This is a genomic window from Streptomyces sp. NPDC045846, from assembly GCF_056431605.1.
Window position 1 is genome coordinate 720,545 of sequence record NZ_JBWKKJ010000002.1, and the last position, 19,417, is coordinate 739,961.

The window sequence follows — 19,417 nt, forward strand, 5'->3', positions numbered from 1 at the left end:
GGCCGCCGGGGTGGCGCCTTCGGCTCGTCCATCGGGGATCAGTCTGCTACAGGCGCAGGTCAAAGCGGTGTGAGGGGACGGGCGCCGGTCGCCCGCCGCCCGTGGCGGGTCCGCACGCCGCCGCGAGCACGAGCGCCGCGCCGCCCGCGGCCACCAGCCGTGCCGGAATCCCGCAGGGGGTCAGCAACGCGTCGTCGTGGCGGTCAGCCCACCGAGTTGCCGCCGCCCAGGGCCGCGACGTGATCGGGCACGGAGATGCCCGCCGGGAGCGCGGGGTCGGGCTCGGGCGCGCCGAAGCGGGTGTGCAGCGGCACCACCCCGGCCCACAGGCCGAGCTCCCCGTCGGGGCCGTCCCCGTCCTCGGGCGGGCCCGCGGCCACCTTCACGGACGCCTCGTCCAGTGGCAGCGCGAGCAGTGAAGTGGCCGCCAGTTCCTTGGAGTTGGGCCGTCGGGCGTAGTCCCACTGGCCGGGCGCGCAGTGCTCGGTCAGGACCCGCAGGCCGTGCAGGAGCTCGTCCCCCTCGGTGATCAGCCGGGGCACGGCGTAGACCATCGCGCTGCGGTAGTTGACGCCGTGCTCGAACACCGACCGGGCGAGCACGAGACCGTCGACGTGGGTGACGGTCACGCAGACCGTGGCCCCCGGTGCCCGCACGATGCTGCGGCTGGCGACCGAGCCGTGCACGAACAGCGTGCGGCTGTCGAAGTCGACGCCGTACACGGTCGGCACCACCATGGGCGTGCCGTCGACGACGACCCCGAGGTGGCAGACGAACCCGGCGCGCAGGATCGCGTCGAGGTCCTCGACCCGCGTGCTGCCCTGGTCGCGGAGCCGCCGATGACGGGTCCGCTCCGTGACGGCCAGCTCGGACGGTATTCGCCGGGCGTGCTGATCCTGTCGCTGTGTGTCCATTTTCCTGCCGATTCAGTTGCGAGAGGCTTCTCGGTCAACTGTTTCAGTGGGGGACGTGAGGGATCAAGAGGCGTGGGGCTCCGGGACACCGGAATCGGGTCCGTCGTCGAGCACGGCCTGGAGGTAGTCCTCCAGGCGCTGGGCGACGAGCTCCTGGGTGAGGTCGGTGCGGCCGAGCGCCTGCCAGGGGAGCGCGACGTCCTCGGCGTCCGGGGCGAAGGCGAGGGCGTCCAGGAGCCGCCAGTACTGACGATCGCGGGCGGTCGCGGCCAGCTCGCCGCCCGCGGCGACGTACTGCCCGGCGAAGGCGAGACCGGCCGCGGGGCCGTGGAGCAGCGCGAGGTTGGTGGAGCAGTGGGCCACGTCGAGGTCGGCGGGGCCCCAGGAGGTCTCGACCCAGTCGACCACGCCGCTGACGCGCAGGCCGTCCCCGGCGCCGCTGAACAGGACGTTGCCGGGATGGAAGTCGCGGTGCAGGAAAGCGGGCCGGTACGGGGGAGGCTGACGGCGGATGGCGTCGACGGCGCGCCGCCAGACCTCGGGCCGACGCGTCGCCTCGGGCAGTTCGACCTCCTCCGCCGAGGTCCACGCCTCCCAGACGCGCGGCCGCTCGGCCTCGGCGACCTGGACGCGATGGATGGCGAGGAGCTGGCGGGCCAGGAGCGGCGCGCGCTCGTCGGCCCCCGCCTCGTCGAGGCGTACGCGGCCCGGGAGCAGCGACATGAGCAGCGAGGGGTGGTCGCAGTGCGCGGCGTCCGGGTCGACGGCGACGAGCTCGGCCGCGGGCACCCCGGTGCGGCCGAGCAGGGTCAGGACGTCCGCCTCGCGGGTCAGCATCGCGGGGGCGTCCGCCAGGTGGAAGTCGTCGGTGAAGGAGCGGAGCACCACGGAACGGGGCCGGTCGCCGCCGATGTCCAGGCGCCGCACCTCGCAGCTCAGCCCGCCGTGCAGGGTGACCGCCCGCTCGACGCGCGCGCCCACGCTCCGCTCCACCCACCGCCGGGTCGCGTCCCGGCCCTGCCCCGTGTCCACCCCGTCGATCATGGGACGAGCGTAACGAACCACCCGGAAGGAGACAGGGGCGGGGCGTAGGGGGGATGGCCCCTGCCTCCCGGCTCCGGGGGTCAACTACGCGTCACTTGAAGGCCCTTGATGCCGTTCAGCCAGGCCGAGCGCAGTCGGCGCGGGTCACCGGCCAGGCGCAGGTCGGGCAGGACGTCGGCGACCGCGTTGAAGATCAGGTTGATTTCGAGGACCGCGAGCGACTTGCCCAGGCAGAAGTGCGGGCCACCGCCGCCGAAGCCGAGGTGGGGGTTGGGGTCCCGGGTGATGTCGAAGCGCTCCGGCTCGTCGAAGACCTCGGGGTCGTTGTTGGCGGAGGAGTAGAAGAGGCCCACCCGGTCGCCCGCCTTGATCTTCTGGCCGCCCAGCTCGGTGTCCTGGGTCGCCGTCCGCTGGAAGGAGACGACCGGGGTGGCCCAGCGCACGATCTCCTCTGCGGCCGTCACGGGGCGCTCGCGTTTGTAGAGTTCCCACTGGTCGGGGTGGGTCAGGAAGGCGTGCATGCCGTGGCTGATCGCGTTGCGGGTCGTCTCGTTGCCCGCCACCGCGAGCAGGATCACGAAGAAGCCGAACTCGTCCGAGAGCAGATTGCCCTCGCCCTCGGCCGCGACCAGCTGGGAGACGATGTCCTTGGCCGGGCACTCCTTGCGGGCCGCGGCGAGGTTCATCGCGTACGACACCAGCTCCATCGCCGCCTCGGCGCCGATCTCCTCGGTGATCGCGTACTCCGGGTCGTCGTACGCCGCCATCTTGTTGGACCAGTCGAAGATCTTGGTCCGGTCCTCCTGGGGGACGCCGATCAGTTCGGCGATGGCCTGGAGGGGAAGCTCGACCGCGATGTTGGTGACGAAGTCGAAGGCTCCCTCGTTCTTGTTGGCTTCCAACAGCGCCGTGTCCACGATGGAGCGGGCGCGGTCGCGCAGCGCGCCCTCCAGGGAGCGGATCGCGCGGGGCGTGAAGCCGCGCTGGACGATCTGGCGGACCCGGGTGTGTTCCGGCGGGTCCATGTTGAGCATGATCAGCTTCTGGACGTCGATCTGCTCGCGGCTGATCGACTCGTTGAAGCGGATGACCGCGGTGTTGGTGTTGGAGGAGAACAACTCCGGGTGGGTGGAGACGTACTTGACGTCGGTGTGCCGCGTCACCGCCCAGTAGCCGTCGTCCTGGAAGCCGGAGATGCCGGTCGGCTGGGCGCACCACCACACCGGGGCCGTCTGGCGCAGCTGGGCGAACTCCGGGTGCGGCACGCGGGATTGGAGCAGGTCGGGGTCGGTGAAGTCGAACCCGTCGGGCAGGTGGGGGCAACGCATCGGCCACTCCATGTCTGACGGTCCATCAGAAGTTGTCCGAAAGGTAGTAACGGGTTCTACAAGTAGCAAGGCCCGCGGCGGCATCTGTTGCCCACTGAACTCCCCATGCGGGCCGTGCACAACCCTTGCGTACCCGGGGTAGCTCTCATAAGACTGCACTCAGAACTAGAACGCGTATCAGTTCGTGGCCGTGCGGTGCCGGGACACCCAGCGGCTGTGTCAGGAGAGGACGAGCTCATGGCCGCGGAACCCGTCATCGTCGAAGCCGTACGCACCCCCATCGGCAAGCGCGGGGGCGCGCTCGCCAATCTGCACCCCGCCTACCTGCTCGGTGAGACCTACCGCGAACTCCTCGGCCGCACCGGCATCCACGCCGACTGCGTCGAGCAGATCGTCGGCGGCACGGTCACCCACGCGGGCGAGCAGTCCATGAACCCGGCGCGCAACGCCTGGCTCGCGGTGGGGCTGCCGTACGAGACCGCCGCGACCACCGTCGACTGCCAGTGCGGCTCCTCGCAGCAGGCGAGCCACATGGTCGCCAACATGATCGCGGCGGGTGTCATCGACGTCGGGATCAGCTGCGGGGTCGAGGCGATGTCCCGGGTGCCGCTGGGCTCCGGCTCTAAGCACGGGCCGGGCAAGCCGTGGCCCGACGAGTGGAACGTGGACCTCCCCAACCAGTTCGAGGCAGCCGAGCGGATCGCCCGCAACCGGGGGCTGACCCGCGAACGGGTCGACTCGCTCGGCCTGTTGTCGCAGGAGCGGGCGGCCGTGGCCTGGGCCGAGGAGCGCTTCAAGCGGGAGACGTTCGCCGTGCAGGTGCCCACGACGGAGGAGGAGCAGGCCGCCGGGCAGGGGATGTGGCGCCTCGTCGACCGCGACGAGGGGCTCCGCGACACCTCGATGGAGGCGCTCGGCCGGCTGAAGCCGGTCATGCCGACGGCGGTGCACACGGCGGGCAACTCCTCGCAGATCTCCGACGGTTCGGCGGCGATCATGTGGGCGTCCAAGCGGATGGCCCGCGCGCTGAAGCTCAGGCCCCGGGCGCGGATCGTGGCCCAGGCCCTCGTCGGGGCCGACCCGCACTTCCACCTCGACGGTCCCATCGACGCGACCAGGGCGGTGCTCGGCAAGGCGGGCATGTCGCTGCGGGACATCGACCTCGTCGAGATCAACGAGGCGTTCGCGTCCGTGGTGTTGAGCTGGGCGCAGGTCTTCGAGCAGGACCTGGAGAAGGTGAACGTCAACGGGGGCGCGATCGCGCTGGGGCATCCCGTGGGGGCGACCGGGGCTCGTCTCATCGCGACGGCGCTGCACGAACTCGAGCGGCGGGACAAGGAGTTCGCGCTGATCACCATGTGTGCGGGCGGGGCGCTGGCCACGGGCACGATCATCCAGCGCCTGTAGCTTCCGGGCGGGGCCTCGGGGTGTTGCCAGGCCCCCTCGGCGGACGGGGGCTCGTCGGATGTCGGCGGGGCAGGGGGAGAAGACAGGCTCTTCCCCATGACGAAGACACGCGTTCTCGCCGCGGCCGCCCTCGCTCTCGCGACGGTCGGCGCCACCGTTCCCCTCGCCCAGGCCCACCCGGCGGGCGGCAGGGGCGAGCTCATCTCGCTCACCCCCGTATCCGACCTCGGGCCCGCCCAGGTCGCCGGCTTCCTGAAGGCCGCCGACGTGGACAGCGCCGGGGTCCGGTACGGGGTGCGGGGCTACCGGGTCACGTACCGGACCATCACCCCGCAGGGCCGCCCCACCACCGCCACCGGCCTGCTCGTGCTGCCCGCCGACGGGCGGCACGGGCGGCTCGACCTCGTCGCGGACACCCACGGCACGATGGTCGACCGCGACTACGCGCCGTCCGTGGGCGAGGACTCCGGCCGCCTCTCCCCTTATCTGCACGCCTCCGCCGGGCGGGCCGTGGCCGCCCCCGACTACCTCGGGCTCGGCAAGGGGCCCGGCCACCACCCCTACATGGACACCGCCTCGTCCGTGTCCGCCTCGCTCGACATGCTGCGGGCCACCCGCACCGCGGCCCGCGAGCTGGGCAGGCCGCTGACCGGGGACGTGTACGGCACCGGTTTCTCGCAGGGCGGGCAGGTCGCCATGGCGCTCGGCAAGGCGTTGAGCCAGGGCGCGGACGCGCACTTCCGGCTCAAGGCGCTGGCCCCGGTCTCGGGACCGTACGACATCGAGGGCCAGGAGGTGCCCGCGCTCTTCGACGGGCGGGTGAACGACATCAGCGGGGTGCTGTACATGTCGTACTGGCTCACCGCCCAGAACCGGCTGCACCCTCTGTACAAGGACCCGGCCGAGGCCTTCCGCGCCCCGTACGCGGGGGTCGTGGAGGGGCTGCTCGACGGGACGCACACCGAGGAGCAGATCCTCGGCGCGCTGCCGGGCAGCGTGAAGGACCTGCTCACGCCCGCGTTCTACGAGCGGCTGCGGCACCCGGACGGAGCGCTGCTCGACGCCATGCGCCGGAACGACCACACCTGCGACTGGAAGCCCGCCGTGCCCATGCGGCTCTACACCGCGAGCGGGGACACCGACGTGCCGATCGCCAACGCGCTCAGCTGTGCGCGGCAGCTCGCCGCGCACGGAAAGAAGGCCCCGGTCGTCGACCAGGGAGCGGTCGACCACAACGGGGCCTTCAGGAAGTCGGCGCCGGGGATCGTGCGGCTCTTCGACTCCATCGCCGGTACGGCTTAGTACCAGCTGTTCTGCTGCCAGAAGTTCCAGGCGCCACACGGGCTGCCGTAGCGCTCCTTCATGTAGTTCAGGCCCCACTTGATCTGGGTGGCCGGGTTGGTCTGCCAGTCGGCGCCGGCGGAGGCCATCTTGGAGCCCGGAAGGGCCTGGACCAGGCCGTAGGCGCCGGAGGAGGCGTTCGTGGCGGACGGGTTCCAGCCGGACTCGTGGTTCACGATCTTGCTGAAGCACTGGAACTGGTCGGACGGCATCATCTGCTGCGCGATCGCCTGGGCGCTCGTCGGTGCGGCCTGGGCCGGGACGGCGGCCATGGCGACACCGGCGGCGGCCAGCAGGGTGGCGCCAGTGGCGGCGATGGTCTTCTTGCGAGCGGTGAAACGGGCGGCGAAAGACAACGCGAAACCTAACCTCGGGGACATGGGCGCCGCGCTCCGCCGGAGGTTCTCAGACCTCCACGGCGAGGGAACCCGTAGTGAGTCGGCCCGGCGAGCGGACCGGGCGGTTCCGGCGACTCGAACAGTTGTAACGGGCCGCCCGGGCGGGTGCAATGACCCCGCTTACTAGTGGGAGTCGCATGAGAGGTGAAACGTCCCCGGGGGTGTAAGGGACGGATAAGTGCAGGTCAGACCCGCTGGCGGGACCCGCTTGGATCATGCCGTGGGCCCACTATTCCGCCTCGTAGAGGACCAAGGTCCTGTGGGCGGCCTCACCCCCACGGGACCCCGATCAGGCCTCGAATGTGACCTGGGCCTCGAAGGCGGCGCGTCGCGTCGCCCGCCTCAGCGCCTTGAGGAGGGTGGTGCCGAGCGCCAGGGTCAGCACCACCGTGAGCGCGGCCCGGCCCAGGTCCCAGCCGAGCGAGGTGGCGGCGCAGTACGCGAAGAAGCGGATCAGGTTGTCGTGCAGCGGGTCGCCGGGATGGAAGGAGATCCCCGAGGACATCCCGCCGATGAAGGTCCAGCCCTGGAGGTTCATGACCGTGCCGTACGCGAGGGAGGCGAGCGCCCCGTAGAGGGCGAGCAGGGCCAGCTCGGCCCGGCCGCGCAGGCGGTCCGGGCCGGGCAGCAGGCCCGCGCCCATCGTGAACCAGCCCATCGCGAGCATCTGGAACGGCATCCACGGGCCGACCCCGCCGGTCAGCAGCGCTGACGCGAACATCGTCACGGAGCCGAGGACGAAGCCGAAGCCCGGGCCGAGCACCCGGCCGCTGAGCACCATCAGGAAGAACATCGGCTCAAGACCCGCCGTGCCCGCGCCCAGCGGGCGCAGCGCGGCGCCCACCGCGGCCAGCACCCCGAGCATCGCGACGGCCTTGGCGTCCATGCCGTCGTCCGCGATGGTGGCGACCACCACACCCACCAGGAGCGGGAGCAGCGCGGCGAAGAGCCAGGGGGCGTCCTGGGCGTGGGCGAGCCCGGAGTCGGCGTCCGCGAGGAGCGGCCAGCCGAACGCGGCGACGCCGATGAGGGTGATGAGGCAGAGGGCGACGACCGCGCGGGGGCCCAGGCGGACGGGCCTGGCCGCTCCTGTGTTCCGCGTCACGACAGCGCCTCGGTGACCTGCGGGACGGTGAGCCAGTGCTGCGGCGCGAGGATCTTGGCGACCTGCGGGGCGAAGGCGGGCGAGGAGACGACCACCTCGGCGGTCGGGCCGTCCGCGACGACCTCACCGCCCGCCAGGATCACCACCCGGTGGGCGAGCTCGGCGGCCAGCTCCACGTCGTGGGTCGCGAGCACGATGGCGTGTCCCTCGGCGGCCAGCGCCCGCAACACCTCGACCAGGCGGGACTTCGCCGCGTAGTCCAGGCCGCGGGTCGGCTCGTCGAGGAGGAGCAGGGGAGGGCGGCCGGTCAGCACGATCGCGAGGGCGAGGGCGAGACGCTGGCCCTCGGAGAGGTCGCGCGGGTGGGTGTCGTCCGCCACCCCGGGCAGCAGCGCGGAGACCAGCGCGCGGCAGCTTCCGGGGGCGGCCCCCGCGTCCTGGTCCGCGGCGGCGCACTCGGCGGCGACGGTGTCGGCGTACAGCAGGTCCCGCGGCTCCTGCGGTACGAGGCCGACCTCGCGGACCAGTTCGCGCGGCGGGGTGCGGTGGGGAGTGCGGCCGCCGACCGTGACCGAGCCGGTCGTCGGCTCGATCATGCCGACGAGGGTGCCGAGCAGGGTGGACTTTCCGGCGCCGTTGCGTCCCATCAGCGCGATCGTCTCGCCCGGGGCCACGGTGAGGTCCACCCTGCGCAGGGCCTCCACACGTCCGCGTCGTACGCCGAGGGCGCTCGCCGTGGTGACGGTGGGGGCGCTCGGGGTGCCCGGCGCACGGCGGAAGAGGGCGGCCAGGGTCCGCAGGGGAGCCGCGCGGGGTCCGGCCTCGGGGCGGCGGGGGTGCGCCCGGCCCCCGTCCGGGCTGTGCTTCCCGTCCGTATCGCCGAGCGGGTGCGCCGGGGTCTCCGCGGGAGACTCCTGCGCCGTCGGTGTCGGCCCGCCGTCGGTGGGGGCCGTGGCCTGCGGGTGCCGCGGGGTGAGGGTGGCCAGTCGGTCGCGCAGCGGGCCGGCTCTGCGGCGGGCGTCGCGCACCGACAGGGGGAGCGGCTCCCAGCCCGCCAGGTGCCCCAGGGCCACCACCGGGGGGTGGACGGGGGAGATCTTCATGATCTCGGCAGGGGTGCCCATCAAGGGAGGGGCGCCGGGGGTGGGGAGCAGGATGACCTGGTCCGCGTACTGGACCACCCGCTCCAGGCGGTGCTCGGCCAGCAGGACCGTCGTGCCCAGGTCGTGGACCAGGCGTTGCAGGACCGACAGGACGTCCTCGGCGGCGGCCGGGTCGAGCGCCGAGGTCGGCTCGTCCAGGACCAGGACCTTCGGGTGCGGGGTGAGGACCGAGCCGATCGCGACGCGTTGCTGCTGCCCGCCGGAGAGGGTGGCGATGGGGCGGTCGCGCAGCTCCGCGAGGCCCAGCAGGTCCAGGGTCTCCTCGACCCGGCGGCGCATCACGGCCGGGGCGAGGCCCAACGACTCCATGCCGTAGGCGAGTTCGTCCTCGACGGTGTCGGTGACGAAGTGGGCGAGCGGGTCCTGGCCCACGGTGCCGACCAGATCGGCCAGCTCGCGCGGCTTGTGGGTGCGGGTGTCGCGGCCGTCCACGGTGACCCGGCCGCGCAGGGTGCCGCCGGTGAAGTGCGGGACGAGCCCGGAGACCGTACCGAGCAGGGTCGACTTGCCGACCCCGGACGGTCCGACCAGGAGAACCAACTCCCCTTCGGGGACGGCCAGTTCGACACCCCGTACGGTCGGCCGCGGGGCGGAGTCGTAGGTGACCGACACGTTCTCGAACCGGATCACCGGGACTCCTTCGACGGGACGGGGGCGACGAACGCCGGGAGCAGCCCGGCGAGCAGGGACAGCGCGGGCCACAGCGGCAGGCTCGGCGCCGCCAGCGGGACGACGCCGAAGGTGAGGGCCTCGGGAGCGTACGTACCCGCCCAGAGCATCAGGGCCGCGACCGCCGCGCCCGAACCGGCCACCAGCCAGGACCGGACGCCCCAGCGGTCGGGGCGGTAGCGGGTGCGGATCTGGCGGCGCCCGCCCAGGCGGAGCCCGGCGAGGGAGGCGAGCAGCCCGGCCGCGAGCACGGGGAGACCGTACCCGGCGCCTTCGGCGGCGAGCAGTCCGTACGTTCCCGCGCACACCCCGAGGAGTCCGCCGAGCGTGAGGACGGTCGTGGTGAGGCGAACGGGGGCGGGGACCTGGGCGGTGCGGCCGTAGCCGCGCGCGTCCATCGAGGCGGCCACCGCGACCGAGCGCTCCAGGGCGCCCTCGAGCACCGGCAGGCCGATCTGCGCGATCGCCTTGATGCCGCCGGTGGGGCGGCCGCGCAGCCTTCTCGCGGTACGCAGCCGTACGACGTCGGCGACCATGTTCGGCGCGAACGTCATCGCGACGACCACGGCGACGCCGGCCTCGTACAGGGCGCCGGGCAGCGACTTGAGGAGGCGGGCCGGGTTGGCGAGGGCGTTCGCCGCGCCCACGCAGATGAGCAGGGTGGCCAGGCGGGCCCCGTCGTACAGCGCGAAGAGCATGCCCTCGGCGGTGACCCGGCCGCCGATCCGGATGCCCTGCGCCCAGGCGGGGAGCGGGAGTTCGGGCAGCGTGAACAGGGTGTGGCTGCCGGGGATCGGCGAGCCGAGGACCAGGTTGAACGCGAGCCGGACGCCGACCACGAACAGGCCGATCCTGAGGAACGCGGTGTACGAGCGGGCCCAGGGCGCGTCGGTCTTGCGGGCGGCCACGACGTAGCCGGCCACGCCGACGAGCAGGCCGAGCAGGAGGGGGTTGTTCGTGCGCGACGCGGCCGTGGCCAGGCCGAGCGCCCAGAGCCACCAGGCGCCGGGGTGCACGGCGTTGCTCCGGCTCGCGACCGGCGCGGTCAGCCTCCGGCTCGGGTGGGGGGTGGGGGCGTGCGGCTCGGCCCCGGGCCGGGGGGTTTGGGGCTCGGCCCCGGGCCGGGGTGTGCGGGGGTTGGCCTCGGGCCGGGGTGTGCTGGGTTCGGCCCCGGGCCCGGAGGTGGTGTCTTCGGCCGCGGGCCGGTGGGGGAGCGCCCGGCCTCCGGCCGGGCCGTGTTTCCCACCCGCACCACCCGTACTACTGAGTGGATACGTGCGGGTCTCCCCGTGGGTGGTGTTCGCCGTCGGCGGCTGCGGGGTGGGGGTGGTGTCCGCTGCGTCCGTCGGGGTGGGGGGATGCGTGCGGGTCTCTCCGTGGGTGGTGTTCGCCGTTGGCGGCTGTGGGTCGGGGGTGGTGTTCGCGTCGTTCGTGCTGCGGACCGGCCGTGGTGCTCGCGCAGTTCCTCGCGCCCCTTGGCGGGGTTCGTCGTGCCCGGGCGCATCGCTGCCGACGGCCGGGGGGTCAATTCCCCGGTCGGAGGTCGCCTGTGGGGCGGGGGGCGGGGGCGCGCCGTTCTCAGGGGTGGAGTCCCCCGGTGTTGGGGGATGTTGCTCGGGGGGCATGGTGGGGGTCAGCTTTTGCGGTGGCGGGATTGCCAGATGGCTGCCGCGCCCAGGGCCAGGACCGCGGCCACTCCGGCCAGGAGGCCCAGCGAGGGGCCGCTGCCCGAGTCGTCCTTCGCGGCCGGGGCGGGCTTGGGGGCCGTGTCGCCCACCTGCTCGCCGCAGCCCGTGCGCGGGTAGCCGCCGATCGCGCACAGCAGGGCCGCGCTGTTGTACCGGAGCGGCTTGGCCACGGCGGCCAGGGCGTCCGCGCTGGTCGCGTCCGGGGGGAGCTGGGCGCACGCGCTGCGCGCGGCGGGCGGGGTCTCGCCCTGGGCGGCGTCCTGGGGCGTACCGAAGTCGATGACCAGCGCGACCCGCTTCGTTCCGCCCTTGGTCGGCGTCGCACCGCACACCGCCTCGAAGGACGGCGTCGTGCGCGGCTTGGACGCGTCCTTGGAGTCCGCGCTCACGGCGAAGCGGAAACCCTGGACCGAGCCGTCGCCGGGGTGCGCGGACGCCGGGCCCTGGGTGGCGTACGTCCAGGTGTCGCCGGTCAGGTCCCAGAAGGACCAGTAGCGGTACCCGGCCGCCTCGGCCGGGCCCGCACCGGCGGTCAGGACCGCCAGGGCCAGGAGCGGCGCGGCGAACGAGGCGAGTCGCGTGCGCATCACAGCTGCTGGTTCTTCTTGCGGCCGCTGATCAGGAAGCCCACGCCGATACCGGCCACCAGGCCGACGCCGACGATCCACCACACCGAGATCCCGTCGTTCTTCTTCGCCTCGGACTTCTCCGCGGACGCGGACGGCGTGGCCGCGGTCCGCGGGGCGGGGCCCGTGGCGTTGAGGGACTGGATCAGGTTCACGCCGCCGAAGTTCTTCGGGTCGGCGCCGGTCGCGTCGGCGGCGAAGACGAGCTGGGCGTAGGCGGCCGGGCCGTTCTCCTTGGCCCAGGCGGCGGCGTTCTTCGACAGCCAGTCGGCGGACGCCTTCGCCTGCTGCGCCATGCCGTCGGCGGCCAGCGCGACGACCGCGTCCGCGGTGTTGCCGAAGTCGGGCTGGTCGGCGGCGCCCGGCATCGCGGACTTCAGGAACCCGGTCGGGGCCAGCGTCTTGGCGAGGTAGGCGGCGCCGTTGTGCGCGGCCTGCTCGGGGGTGGTCGCCTTCTCGCAGGCGGTGCCCTTGGCGTCGGCCTGGCCCGCGGTGGCGGTGAGGCCCTTGCCGAGGGAGCCCGTCACGGCCGCGGCGGTGGCGTCCGCGTTGGCGTACAGCTTCTGCGTCTTCGGGTCGGGCTGGAAGGCGAAGGCGCCCGGGCCCGTGGGGTCCTCGCAGGGCAGCGCGAAGGTGAGCAGCGCGTCGAAGGGCGTCTTGCCGCCCTTGGCCGACTTCACCTCGTCGGGCTTCTCGCCCGCGGCGGCCAGCGCGCCGATCACGATGCCGGTGGAGTTGGCGTCGCTGCCGCCCATGCCCGGGGTGTACGGCCAGCCGCCGTCGTCCTGCTGCACCGACTTCAGCCAGACGACGCCCTTCTTGACGGCGTCGCCGTGACCGCCGACCGCGACGAGCGCCTGCACGGCGGCCGAGGTGGCGTTGGTGTCCAGCTTGGTGGGGTCGCAGGCCTTGGCCGGGTCCGCGCGGAACGACATGAACGAGCCGTCGGCGCACTGCTGCCCGGTGAGCCAGGAGACGGCCTGCTCGGCGGGCTTGACGTCGGCCTTCTCCTGGGCGAGGAAGGCGAGGGACTGCCGGAAGACCCCGTCGTACTGCGGGTCCTTCGTGCCGTACAGGCCCGGCGGGACCGCCGCGGGGGACGGCGTGCCGTCGGCGAAGGCCGCCGGGGCGGCCCCGCCCAGGACGGCGGTGGCGGCGGCGAGCGCTGCGGCGCAGCGGCGTACGGTCATGGCGGGCGGTGCCTCTCCTGCGGGGAGCGCGGGCACGGGCGCGCGCTGGCACCCGGCTCCGGCTCCGTATGCCTCGACGGTGCCGGTCACCTGCGGTGTGCGGGTGACGTGAGCCGGTCATGCGGCCGCGGGGCATTCCGGCTCACCGCGGGGTGCGGTTCACGGCTGCAAGGTCAGCGCCGGGTTTGCACCGGCTTCCCCCCGTACGGGCATGACGACCCGACCACCCTACCCGGCGGGGCCGGGCGCCCTTCCCCTGCGGGGTGCAGTTGAGAGCCTGCGGGCCGTGCTCGCTTCTCGCGCAGTTCCCCGCGCCCCGTGGCGGCACGGTGCCGGACCAGGCCGGCAACCTCAGCCCGCCATGGGGGGTCCCTGGCCCTCAACGGGGTCCGGGGTGGAGCCCCAGGAGGTCCCGCGGGGTGGGGCTAGACCGCGTGGTAGCGCTGCGCCCCGCCCCCCGGCACCCGCTCCGCCCGCCCCAGCTTCTCCAGCCGCCGCAGATGCGCCTCCGCCTCCGACACCGCGATCGTGCGCGAGCCGTACGGGATCTGGGACCACGGCCGGTTCCACTCCATGCGTTCCGCGAGCTGCCACGGCGTGAGCGGGGTGGCCAGCAGGGCCAGCAGGTCGGTGAGGCGGTCCTCGTGGTGGGCCAGCAACTCCCGCACCCGCGCGGAAGGTTCGGTGAAGGCGTGCTGGTGGGCCGGGAGCACCTCGGCGACGCCGAGCCGGCCCACGCGTTCGAGGGAGTCGAGATAGTCGCCGAGGGGGTCCGTCGCGCCCGCCTCGTCGGGGTCCTCGTACAGGCCGATGTGCGGGGTGATGCCGGGCAGCAGGTGGTCGCCGCTGAACAGGCGCCCGTTGCCCGGGAGTTGGGAGGGGTGGGCCTCCTCCAGGTGGAGGCAGACGTGGCCGGGCGTGTGGCCGGGTGTCCAGATCGCGCGGAGCCGGCGCCCCGCCAGCGGCAGCAGGTCGCCGGGCACGATCTCGCGGTCGGGCAGCGCGGCCCGCAACCCCGGCAGGGTCCGCGTGCGGCCGGAGGCGCGGGCCTCGCGCAGGGGAGCGATGTGCTCCTCGGGGGCGCCGGCCGCGGCGAGCTTGGCGCACAGGTGGTCGAGCCAGACGCCCGGTTCGGCCTCGCGGGTGCGGCGTACGACGGCGGTGTCGGCGGCGTGCATCGCGATCCAGGCGCCGGACGCCTCCCTGACCCGGCCGGAGAGGCCGTGGTGGTCGGGGTGGTGGTGGGTGATGACCACGCCGTGGACGGCCGAGACGTCGGTGCCGAGGGCGCGCAGCCCGGCGGTGAGGGCGCCCCAGGAGGCCGGGTCGTCCCACCCCGTGTCCACGAGCACCGGACCCCGGTCGGTGTCGACGAGGTGGACCAGGGTGTGGCCGAGTGGGTTGTCCGGGATCGGCACCTCGATGGAGTGGACGCCGCCACCGTGGTCGGTCACCTGAGGTCCGGCTGGCTCCTGCGGCATGGAGTCCTCGTCTCTCTGGGGCTCTCTGGGTCTCTCCGGATCGTTCTGGGTCCTTCTGGAGTTCCCGCCGGGAGCGATCCGGCGGGGCGCTGCCCGGTCACTATAACTAGAACTGGTTTCAATGGTCGCCCGAGTCATCCATGAGGACGGCCTCCGCTTCGACGGAGGGGCGGTTGGCGCGTGGCGGTTCGGGCCGTGGACTCCTGCAACTAGAACTGGTATCAGTTCTGAAGCGACGTCAGATGCGTCGGACGAGTCCAGGCAGCAGAGAGTCAGGCAGCAGAGCCGGGTGGCGGCGGCGGACCGCGCCGCCGGGCCGCTGCGACAGGGAAGCCCGCCCCGCAGGAGGCACCAGGCATGACCGAGCTCGTGGAACACGGACAGCTTTTCATCGGCGGGGAGTTGACCGACCCCCTCGGCTCCGACGTCATCGAGGTGATCTCACCCCATACCGAGCAGGTCATCGGCCGCGTCCCGCACGCCTCGCGCGCCGATGTGGACCGGGCCGTCGCCGCGGCGCGCAGGGCCTTCGACGAGGGGCCCTGGGCGCGGGCGACGCCCGAGGAGCGCATCGAGGTGGTGTCGCGGATCAAGGACGCGATCCTGGTGCGGCACGAGGAGATCGCCCGGTCGATCAGCTCGCAGAACGGATCCCCGTACTCCTGGAGCGTGCTCGCGCAGGCGCTCGGCGCGATGATGGTGTGGGACTCCGCGATCACGGTCGCACGCGGGTTCCCGTACGAGGAGCGGCGGGCGGGCGCGCTGGGCCCGATCCTGGTGCGGCGCGAACCGGTCGGTGTGGTCGCGGCCGTGGTGCCGTGGAACGTCCCGCAGTTCGTGGCCGCAGCCAAGCTCGCGCCCGCGCTGCTCACCGGCTGCTCGGTGATCCTTAAGCCGTCCCCCGAGTCGCCCCTCGACTCGTACATCCTCGGCGAGATCGCGGCCGAGGCGGGGCTCCCCGAGGGCGTGCTCTCCATCCTGCCCGCGGACCGCGAGGTGAGTGAATACCTCGTCGGGCACCCCGGCATCGACAAGGTCTCCTTCACCGGGTCCGTCGCGGCTGGCAAGCGGGTGATGGAGGTCGCCGCGCGCCACCTCACCCGCGTCACCCTGGAGCTCGGTGGCAAGTCCGCGGCGGTGATCCTGCCGGACGCGGACCTGGAGGCGACCGTCGCCGGAGTCGTCCCGGCCGCCTGGATGAACAACGGGCAGGCCTGTGTGGCGCAGACCCGCATCCTGGCGCCGCGCAGCCGCTACGACGAGATCGCCGAGGCGTTCGCGGCCGCCGCGGGGGCGCTCGTGGTCGGGGATCCGCTGGACGCCGCGACCCAGGTCGGGCCGCTGGTGGCCAGACGCCAGCAGCAGCGCTCGCTCGACTACATCCGGATCGGCCAGGAGGAGGGCGCCAAGATCCTCACCGGCGGCGGCCGCCCGGCCGGGCTCGACCGGGGCTGGTACGTCGAGCCGACCCTCTTCGGCGGCGTCGACAACACGATGCGCATCGCCCGCGAGGAGATCTTCGGGCCGGTCATCTGCCTGCTGCCGTACGGGGACGAGGCCGAGGCGCTCAGGATCGCCAACGACTCCGAGTACGGGCTCAGCGGCAGCGTGTGGACCGGCGACGTCGAGCACGGCATCGAGTTCGGGCGCAAGGTGCGGACCGGCACCTTCAACGTCAACACCTTCAGCCTGGACATGCTCGGGCCGTTCGGCGGCTACAAGTCCTCCGGCGTGGGGCGGGAGTTCGGGCCCGAGGGCTTCGGCGAGTACCTGGAGCACAAGATGATCCACCTGCCCGCCGGCCACGGAGGCGAGTGATGGGCGACCGCTGGCACGTCGAGGTCGACCGGAGCGTCTGCATCGGCTCCGGCATGTGCGTCAACCACGCACCCGCCGCGTTCGAACTCGACAGCGCACGTCAGTCCCATCCCCGCACCCCCGACACCGACGCCAACGAGCAGATCCTGGCGGCCGCCGAGGGCTGCCCGGTCGAAGCCGTCCTGATCACCCTGCTCGACTCCCGCGAGACGGTGTTCCCGCCCGAGGAGTAGCCCGGGAAGGCCTGCGGAACAGTCCTGAAATCGCCCCCTTCGAACGCTCCTGTTCGAGCCCCTGCGAACACAGGTTGATCCATGCGTAGTGCACGGCGACCTGATGACAGGCGTGACTGGTCCGGCCCGTCGGCGGCGTGGAAAAGTCGTGGCCACGCCGTCGAGGGGGGAGTGCCAACTCGATGTCACACCGTCGAGGGGGAGGCACGATGGACAAGCGGTACGAGGTCTTCTGTCTGGCGGACAGGCATTTCTACGAGACCCCGGACCGCTTGTCCTCTTCGCGTGCGGACGGTCGCGACGACCGGGTGCCGCTCTTCGAGACCGCCCGGCGCACCGTCCCCGAGGGCTGGACGGCCCAACTCGCCGGAGACTGGCTGCACTTCAGCCCGGACGGCATACCGGGACGCAGAACGCGGCCGCAGCAGGGCTGGAAGATCCACGTGTCGGCCTGTCTGGACAACGCCGAGAAGGTGGCGGAGTACGTGTGGGACTACTGCGTCCCGCGCGCCGTCCCGTTCAAGTTCGTCCCCGGACGACGTCCCCTGCACCTGCGCAACTCCAAGTACGCGGGCCGCGGTTCCAGCGGGAAGTTCGCCACCCTCTACCCCGCCGACGAGGCCGAGTTCCGGGTGATCCTGGAGGAGCTGGGCGCCCTGCTCGCCGGGGAGCCGGGACCGTACATCCTCAGCGACCTGCGGTGGGGCGAGGGCCCGCTCTACGTCCGCTACGGCGGCTTCACCAAGCGGCACTGCGTGGACGCGAACGGCACCCTGGTGCCCGCGATCGAGAACGCCGACGGCGTGCTCGTGCCCGACCGCCGCGACCCCGTCTTCCACCTGCCCGACTGGGTCGCCCTGCCGCCGTTCCTCGCGCCCCACCTCGCCGCCCGCAACGCGACCACCACCGGCGACCTGCCGTACCGCATCGAACGCGCCCTGCACTTCTCCAACGGCGGCGGCGTCTACGCCGGGGCCGACACCCGCACCGGCGAGAAGGTCGTCCTCAAGGAGGCCAGGCCCCACGCCGGGCTCGCCGCGGACGGCGCCGACGCGGTGACCCGCCTGGAACGCGAGAAGAACGCCCTGGAACGGGTCGCGGGCCTCGGGGTCGCCCCCGCCGTGCGGGACTGGTTCACCCTCGGCGAGCACCGCTTCCTCGTCATGGACTTCCTGGAGGGGCGCACCCTCAACTCCTTCTTCGCACCCCGCCACCCGCTCATAGGCGTCGAGCCGGACCCCGACGAGGTCGCCGAGTACACCCGCTGGGCGCTGCGCCTGCTGGGCTCCGTCGAGGACGCGGTGGCCGCCGTGCACGAGCGGGGCGTCGTCTTCAACGACCTGCACATGTTCAACATCATGGTCGACCCCGACGAACAGGGCGTCCGCCTCCTCGACTTCGAGGCCGCCCTGCCCGTCGACGAGCACCGCGGCCAGTCCATGGCCCACCCCGGCTTCATCGCGCCCCTGGACCGCAAGGGCTTCGACGTCGACCGCTACGCGCTGGCCTGTCTGCGGATCGCGCTGTTCGTGCCGATGACGAGCCTGCTGGTGATCGACCGGTCCAAGGCCGCCCACCTCGCCGCCGTCGCCGCCTCCCAGTTCCCCGACCTGCCCGCGGGCTTCCTCGACGAGGCGGTCCGGGTGATCGAGGGGGAGAGCGCGCCGCAGGGCGCGAGCGTGCCCGTCGCGCCGGGCGACTGGCCCGCGAGCCGTGACTCCATGACCCGCGCCATCCTCGCCTCCGCGACCCCCGAGCGCGACGACCGGCTCTTCCCGGGCGACGTCGCCCAGTTCACCCCCGGCGGCGGCCTCGGCCTCGCGCACGGCGCCGCCGGAGTGCTGTACGCGCTCGCCGAGACCGGCGCCGCGCGCTACCCCGAGGGCGAACAGTGGCTGCTCGCGCACACCGCTCCGCCGCCGTCCGGCACCCCGCTCGGCCTCTACGACGGGCTCGCTGGAGTGGCCCTCGTCCTCGACCGGCTCGGCCACACCGAGCGGTCCCGCGAACTGATCGAGTCCGTCCTGGCCGAGAACTGGCAGCGGCTCGCCCCCGAACTGCACGGCGGCCTCGCGGGCCTCGGTCTGGTCCTGGACCGACTCGGCTTCAAGGAACAGGCGTTGGAGGCGGCCGAGCTGCTCGCCGGGCGCACCGGCGGCGGCCGCCGGGCCGGGCTGCTGCACGGAGCCAGCGGGCCCGCGCTGTTCCTGCTCCGCCTGTACGAGTCCACCGGCGACCCCGCGCTGCTCGACCGGGCGGCCGAGGAGCTGCGGCGCGACCTGGACCGCTGTGTCACCAACCCGGTCGGCACCCTGGTCGTCAACGACACCACGCGCACCCTGCCGTACCTGGGCGGGGGCAGCGTCGGCATCGCCGCCGTGCTCGACGACTTCCTCGCCCACCGCGCCGACCCGGCGTTCCAGGAGGCGCGGGACAAGATCCAGCCCGCCGCCCGCTCCCGGTACTACGCGCAGCCCGGTCTGTTCAACGGGCGCGCCGGAATGGTGCTCCACCTGGCGAGGAGCGGTGCGCCACGCGCCTGGCTCGACGACCAGATCGACCTCCTCGCCTGGTACGCGCTCCCCTACGAAGGCCAACTCGCCTTCCCCGGCGACCAGATGATGCGGCTCTCCATGGACCTCGCGACCGGCACGGCGGGCTGCCTCCTGGCGCTCGGCGCGGCCCTCGCCGACCGGCCCGTCGGACTGCCCTTCCTGGCGCCCACCCCCGCCGCCGAGACCGGCGGCCCCAGAAACGGCCCCACCCGGGGCTGAAACAAACCCCGTCCCCCACGGACGGCTTGTACATCGCCGACAAAGGAGAAAGCAATGTCCCTTCTGGACCTGCAGAACCTCGACGTCGAACTCGACATCGACGAGGGCGACGGTGGCGGTCACGGTGGCGGCAGCCAGCTCAGCCTGCTGCTCTGTGACAGCGTCGCGAGCCTGACGCTCTGCCTGTGATCACCGCGTAACCAGTGACACAGTGAACGACGCGGCCCCGTCCGGCACC

At 73.0% G+C, this 19,417-nt stretch carries 16 protein-coding genes and 1 riboswitch; of the genes, 6 read left to right on the plus strand and 10 right to left on the minus strand.

The genetic code is table 11. The annotated features are described in order from the left end of the window. Positions 1-203: 203 nt before the first annotated feature. The 3 genes from AC07F3_RS08165 to AC07F3_RS08175 all read right to left on the minus strand — a co-directional run bounded on the left by AC07F3_RS08165 (position 204) and on the right by AC07F3_RS08175 (position 3,286). Entirely contained in the window at positions 204-914 is a 711-nt protein-coding gene (locus AC07F3_RS08165; RefSeq protein ID WP_479111607.1) for a pyridoxamine 5'-phosphate oxidase family protein, read from the minus strand. A gap of 63 nt (positions 915-977) precedes the next feature. Beyond that, entirely contained in the window at positions 978-1,958 is a 981-nt protein-coding gene (locus AC07F3_RS08170; RefSeq protein ID WP_479111609.1) for a phosphotransferase family protein, read from the minus strand. Between the two features lie 80 nt (positions 1,959-2,038). Then, on the minus strand, positions 2,039-3,286 hold the full coding sequence (locus AC07F3_RS08175) for a cytochrome P450 (RefSeq protein ID WP_479111611.1): 1,248 nt from the start codon (positions 3,284-3,286) through the stop codon (positions 2,039-2,041). 237 nt (positions 3,287-3,523) lie between these two features. Between AC07F3_RS08175 and AC07F3_RS08180 the strand changes: the two genes are divergently transcribed. Together AC07F3_RS08180 and AC07F3_RS08185 are read left to right on the plus strand one after the other, a co-directional pair. Continuing rightward, positions 3,524-4,693 (plus strand): steroid 3-ketoacyl-CoA thiolase, encoded by a 1,170-nt coding sequence (locus AC07F3_RS08180; RefSeq protein ID WP_479111613.1) that lies wholly within the window; start codon positions 3,524-3,526, stop codon positions 4,691-4,693. 96 nt (positions 4,694-4,789) lie between these two features. Beyond that, a complete protein-coding gene (locus AC07F3_RS08185; RefSeq protein WP_479111614.1) occupies positions 4,790-5,995 on the plus strand; it encodes an alpha/beta hydrolase in 1,206 nt (401 codons plus the stop codon). Here AC07F3_RS08185 and AC07F3_RS08190 read toward each other — a convergent pair. The 7 genes from AC07F3_RS08190 to AC07F3_RS08220 all read right to left on the minus strand — a co-directional run bounded on the left by AC07F3_RS08190 (position 5,992) and on the right by AC07F3_RS08220 (position 14,354). Continuing rightward, on the minus strand, positions 5,992-6,414 hold the full coding sequence (locus tag AC07F3_RS08190) for an aggregation-promoting factor C-terminal-like domain-containing protein (RefSeq protein ID WP_479111615.1): 423 nt from the start codon (positions 6,412-6,414) through the stop codon (positions 5,992-5,994). The genes AC07F3_RS08185 and AC07F3_RS08190 overlap by 4 nt on opposite strands. A gap of 307 nt (positions 6,415-6,721) precedes the next feature. After that, positions 6,722-7,537, minus strand: coding sequence for an ECF transporter S component (locus AC07F3_RS08195; protein WP_479111616.1), 816 nt, complete (start codon positions 7,535-7,537; stop codon positions 6,722-6,724). Continuing rightward, on the minus strand, positions 7,534-9,330 hold the full coding sequence (locus tag AC07F3_RS08200) for an ABC transporter ATP-binding protein (protein WP_479111617.1): 1,797 nt from the start codon (positions 9,328-9,330) through the stop codon (positions 7,534-7,536). Before AC07F3_RS08200 ends, AC07F3_RS08195 begins: the two co-directional genes overlap by 4 nt. Beyond that, a complete protein-coding gene (locus AC07F3_RS08205) occupies positions 9,327-10,418 on the minus strand; it encodes an energy-coupling factor transporter transmembrane component T (RefSeq protein ID WP_479111936.1) in 1,092 nt (363 codons plus the stop codon). Before AC07F3_RS08205 ends, AC07F3_RS08200 begins: the two co-directional genes overlap by 4 nt. A 584-nt stretch (positions 10,419-11,002) precedes the next feature. After that, on the minus strand, positions 11,003-11,644 hold the full coding sequence (locus AC07F3_RS08210; RefSeq protein ID WP_479111618.1) for an SCO2322 family protein: 642 nt from the start codon (positions 11,642-11,644) through the stop codon (positions 11,003-11,005). Beyond that, the gene (locus AC07F3_RS08215; protein ID WP_479111619.1) at positions 11,644-12,873 is read right to left on the minus strand and encodes a prenyltransferase/squalene oxidase repeat-containing protein; all 1,230 of its coding nucleotides are present in this window, start codon (positions 12,871-12,873) and stop codon (positions 11,644-11,646) included. Before AC07F3_RS08215 ends, AC07F3_RS08210 begins: the two co-directional genes overlap by 1 nt. Before the next feature lie 130 nt (positions 12,874-13,003). Then, positions 13,004-13,074: riboswitch (cobalamin riboswitch) on the minus strand. A gap of 224 nt (positions 13,075-13,298) precedes the next feature. Further along, complete coding sequence (locus AC07F3_RS08220; protein WP_479111621.1) at positions 13,299-14,354, minus strand: MBL fold metallo-hydrolase; 1,056 nt, start codon at positions 14,352-14,354, stop codon at positions 13,299-13,301. Positions 14,355-14,711: 357 nt separating this feature from the next. On the opposite strand from AC07F3_RS08220, the gene AC07F3_RS08225 reads away from it, so the two are divergent. The 4 genes from AC07F3_RS08225 (at position 14,712) to AC07F3_RS08240 (ending at position 19,368) form a co-directional block, all read left to right on the plus strand. Next, complete coding sequence (locus AC07F3_RS08225) at positions 14,712-16,172, plus strand: aldehyde dehydrogenase (RefSeq protein ID WP_479111622.1); 1,461 nt, start codon at positions 14,712-14,714, stop codon at positions 16,170-16,172. Beyond that, positions 16,172-16,405 (plus strand): ferredoxin, encoded by a 234-nt coding sequence (locus tag AC07F3_RS08230; RefSeq protein ID WP_479111624.1) that lies wholly within the window; start codon positions 16,172-16,174, stop codon positions 16,403-16,405. The genes AC07F3_RS08225 and AC07F3_RS08230 overlap by 1 nt, the downstream gene beginning before the upstream one ends. 209 nt (positions 16,406-16,614) lie before the next feature. Then, entirely contained in the window at positions 16,615-19,179 is a 2,565-nt protein-coding gene (gene lanKC / locus AC07F3_RS08235) for a class III lanthionine synthetase LanKC (RefSeq protein ID WP_479111626.1), read from the plus strand. A 54-nt stretch (positions 19,180-19,233) separates the two neighbouring features. Next, entirely contained in the window at positions 19,234-19,368 is a 135-nt protein-coding gene (locus tag AC07F3_RS08240; RefSeq protein ID WP_114035518.1) for a SapB/AmfS family lanthipeptide, read from the plus strand. Positions 19,369-19,417 lie beyond the last annotated feature (49 nt).

Excerpts from the sequence above, each read along its gene's own strand:
- AC07F3_RS08165 (WP_479111607.1), bottom strand. The coding sequence starts at position 914 with ATGGACACACAGCGACAGGATCAGCACGCCCGGCGAATACCGTCCGAG.
- AC07F3_RS08170 (WP_479111609.1), bottom strand. The coding sequence starts at position 1,958 with ATGATCGACGGGGTGGACACGGGGCAGGGCCGGGACGCGACCCGGCGG.
- AC07F3_RS08175 (WP_479111611.1), bottom strand. The coding sequence starts at position 3,286 with ATGCGTTGCCCCCACCTGCCCGACGGGTTCGACTTCACCGACCCCGAC.
- AC07F3_RS08180 (WP_479111613.1), top strand. The coding sequence starts at position 3,524 with ATGGCCGCGGAACCCGTCATCGTCGAAGCCGTACGCACCCCCATCGGC.
- AC07F3_RS08185 (WP_479111614.1), top strand. The coding sequence starts at position 4,790 with ATGACGAAGACACGCGTTCTCGCCGCGGCCGCCCTCGCTCTCGCGACG.
- AC07F3_RS08190 (WP_479111615.1), bottom strand. The coding sequence starts at position 6,414 with ATGTCCCCGAGGTTAGGTTTCGCGTTGTCTTTCGCCGCCCGTTTCACC.
- AC07F3_RS08210 (WP_479111618.1), bottom strand. The coding sequence starts at position 11,644 with ATGCGCACGCGACTCGCCTCGTTCGCCGCGCCGCTCCTGGCCCTGGCG.
- AC07F3_RS08215 (WP_479111619.1), bottom strand. The coding sequence starts at position 12,873 with ATGACCGTACGCCGCTGCGCCGCAGCGCTCGCCGCCGCCACCGCCGTC.
- AC07F3_RS08220 (WP_479111621.1), bottom strand. The coding sequence starts at position 14,354 with ATGCCGCAGGAGCCAGCCGGACCTCAGGTGACCGACCACGGTGGCGGC.
- AC07F3_RS08225 (WP_479111622.1), top strand. The coding sequence starts at position 14,712 with ATGACCGAGCTCGTGGAACACGGACAGCTTTTCATCGGCGGGGAGTTG.
- AC07F3_RS08230 (WP_479111624.1), top strand. The coding sequence starts at position 16,172 with ATGGGCGACCGCTGGCACGTCGAGGTCGACCGGAGCGTCTGCATCGGC.
- lanKC (WP_479111626.1), top strand. The coding sequence starts at position 16,615 with ATGGACAAGCGGTACGAGGTCTTCTGTCTGGCGGACAGGCATTTCTAC.
- AC07F3_RS08240 (WP_114035518.1), top strand. The coding sequence starts at position 19,234 with ATGTCCCTTCTGGACCTGCAGAACCTCGACGTCGAACTCGACATCGAC.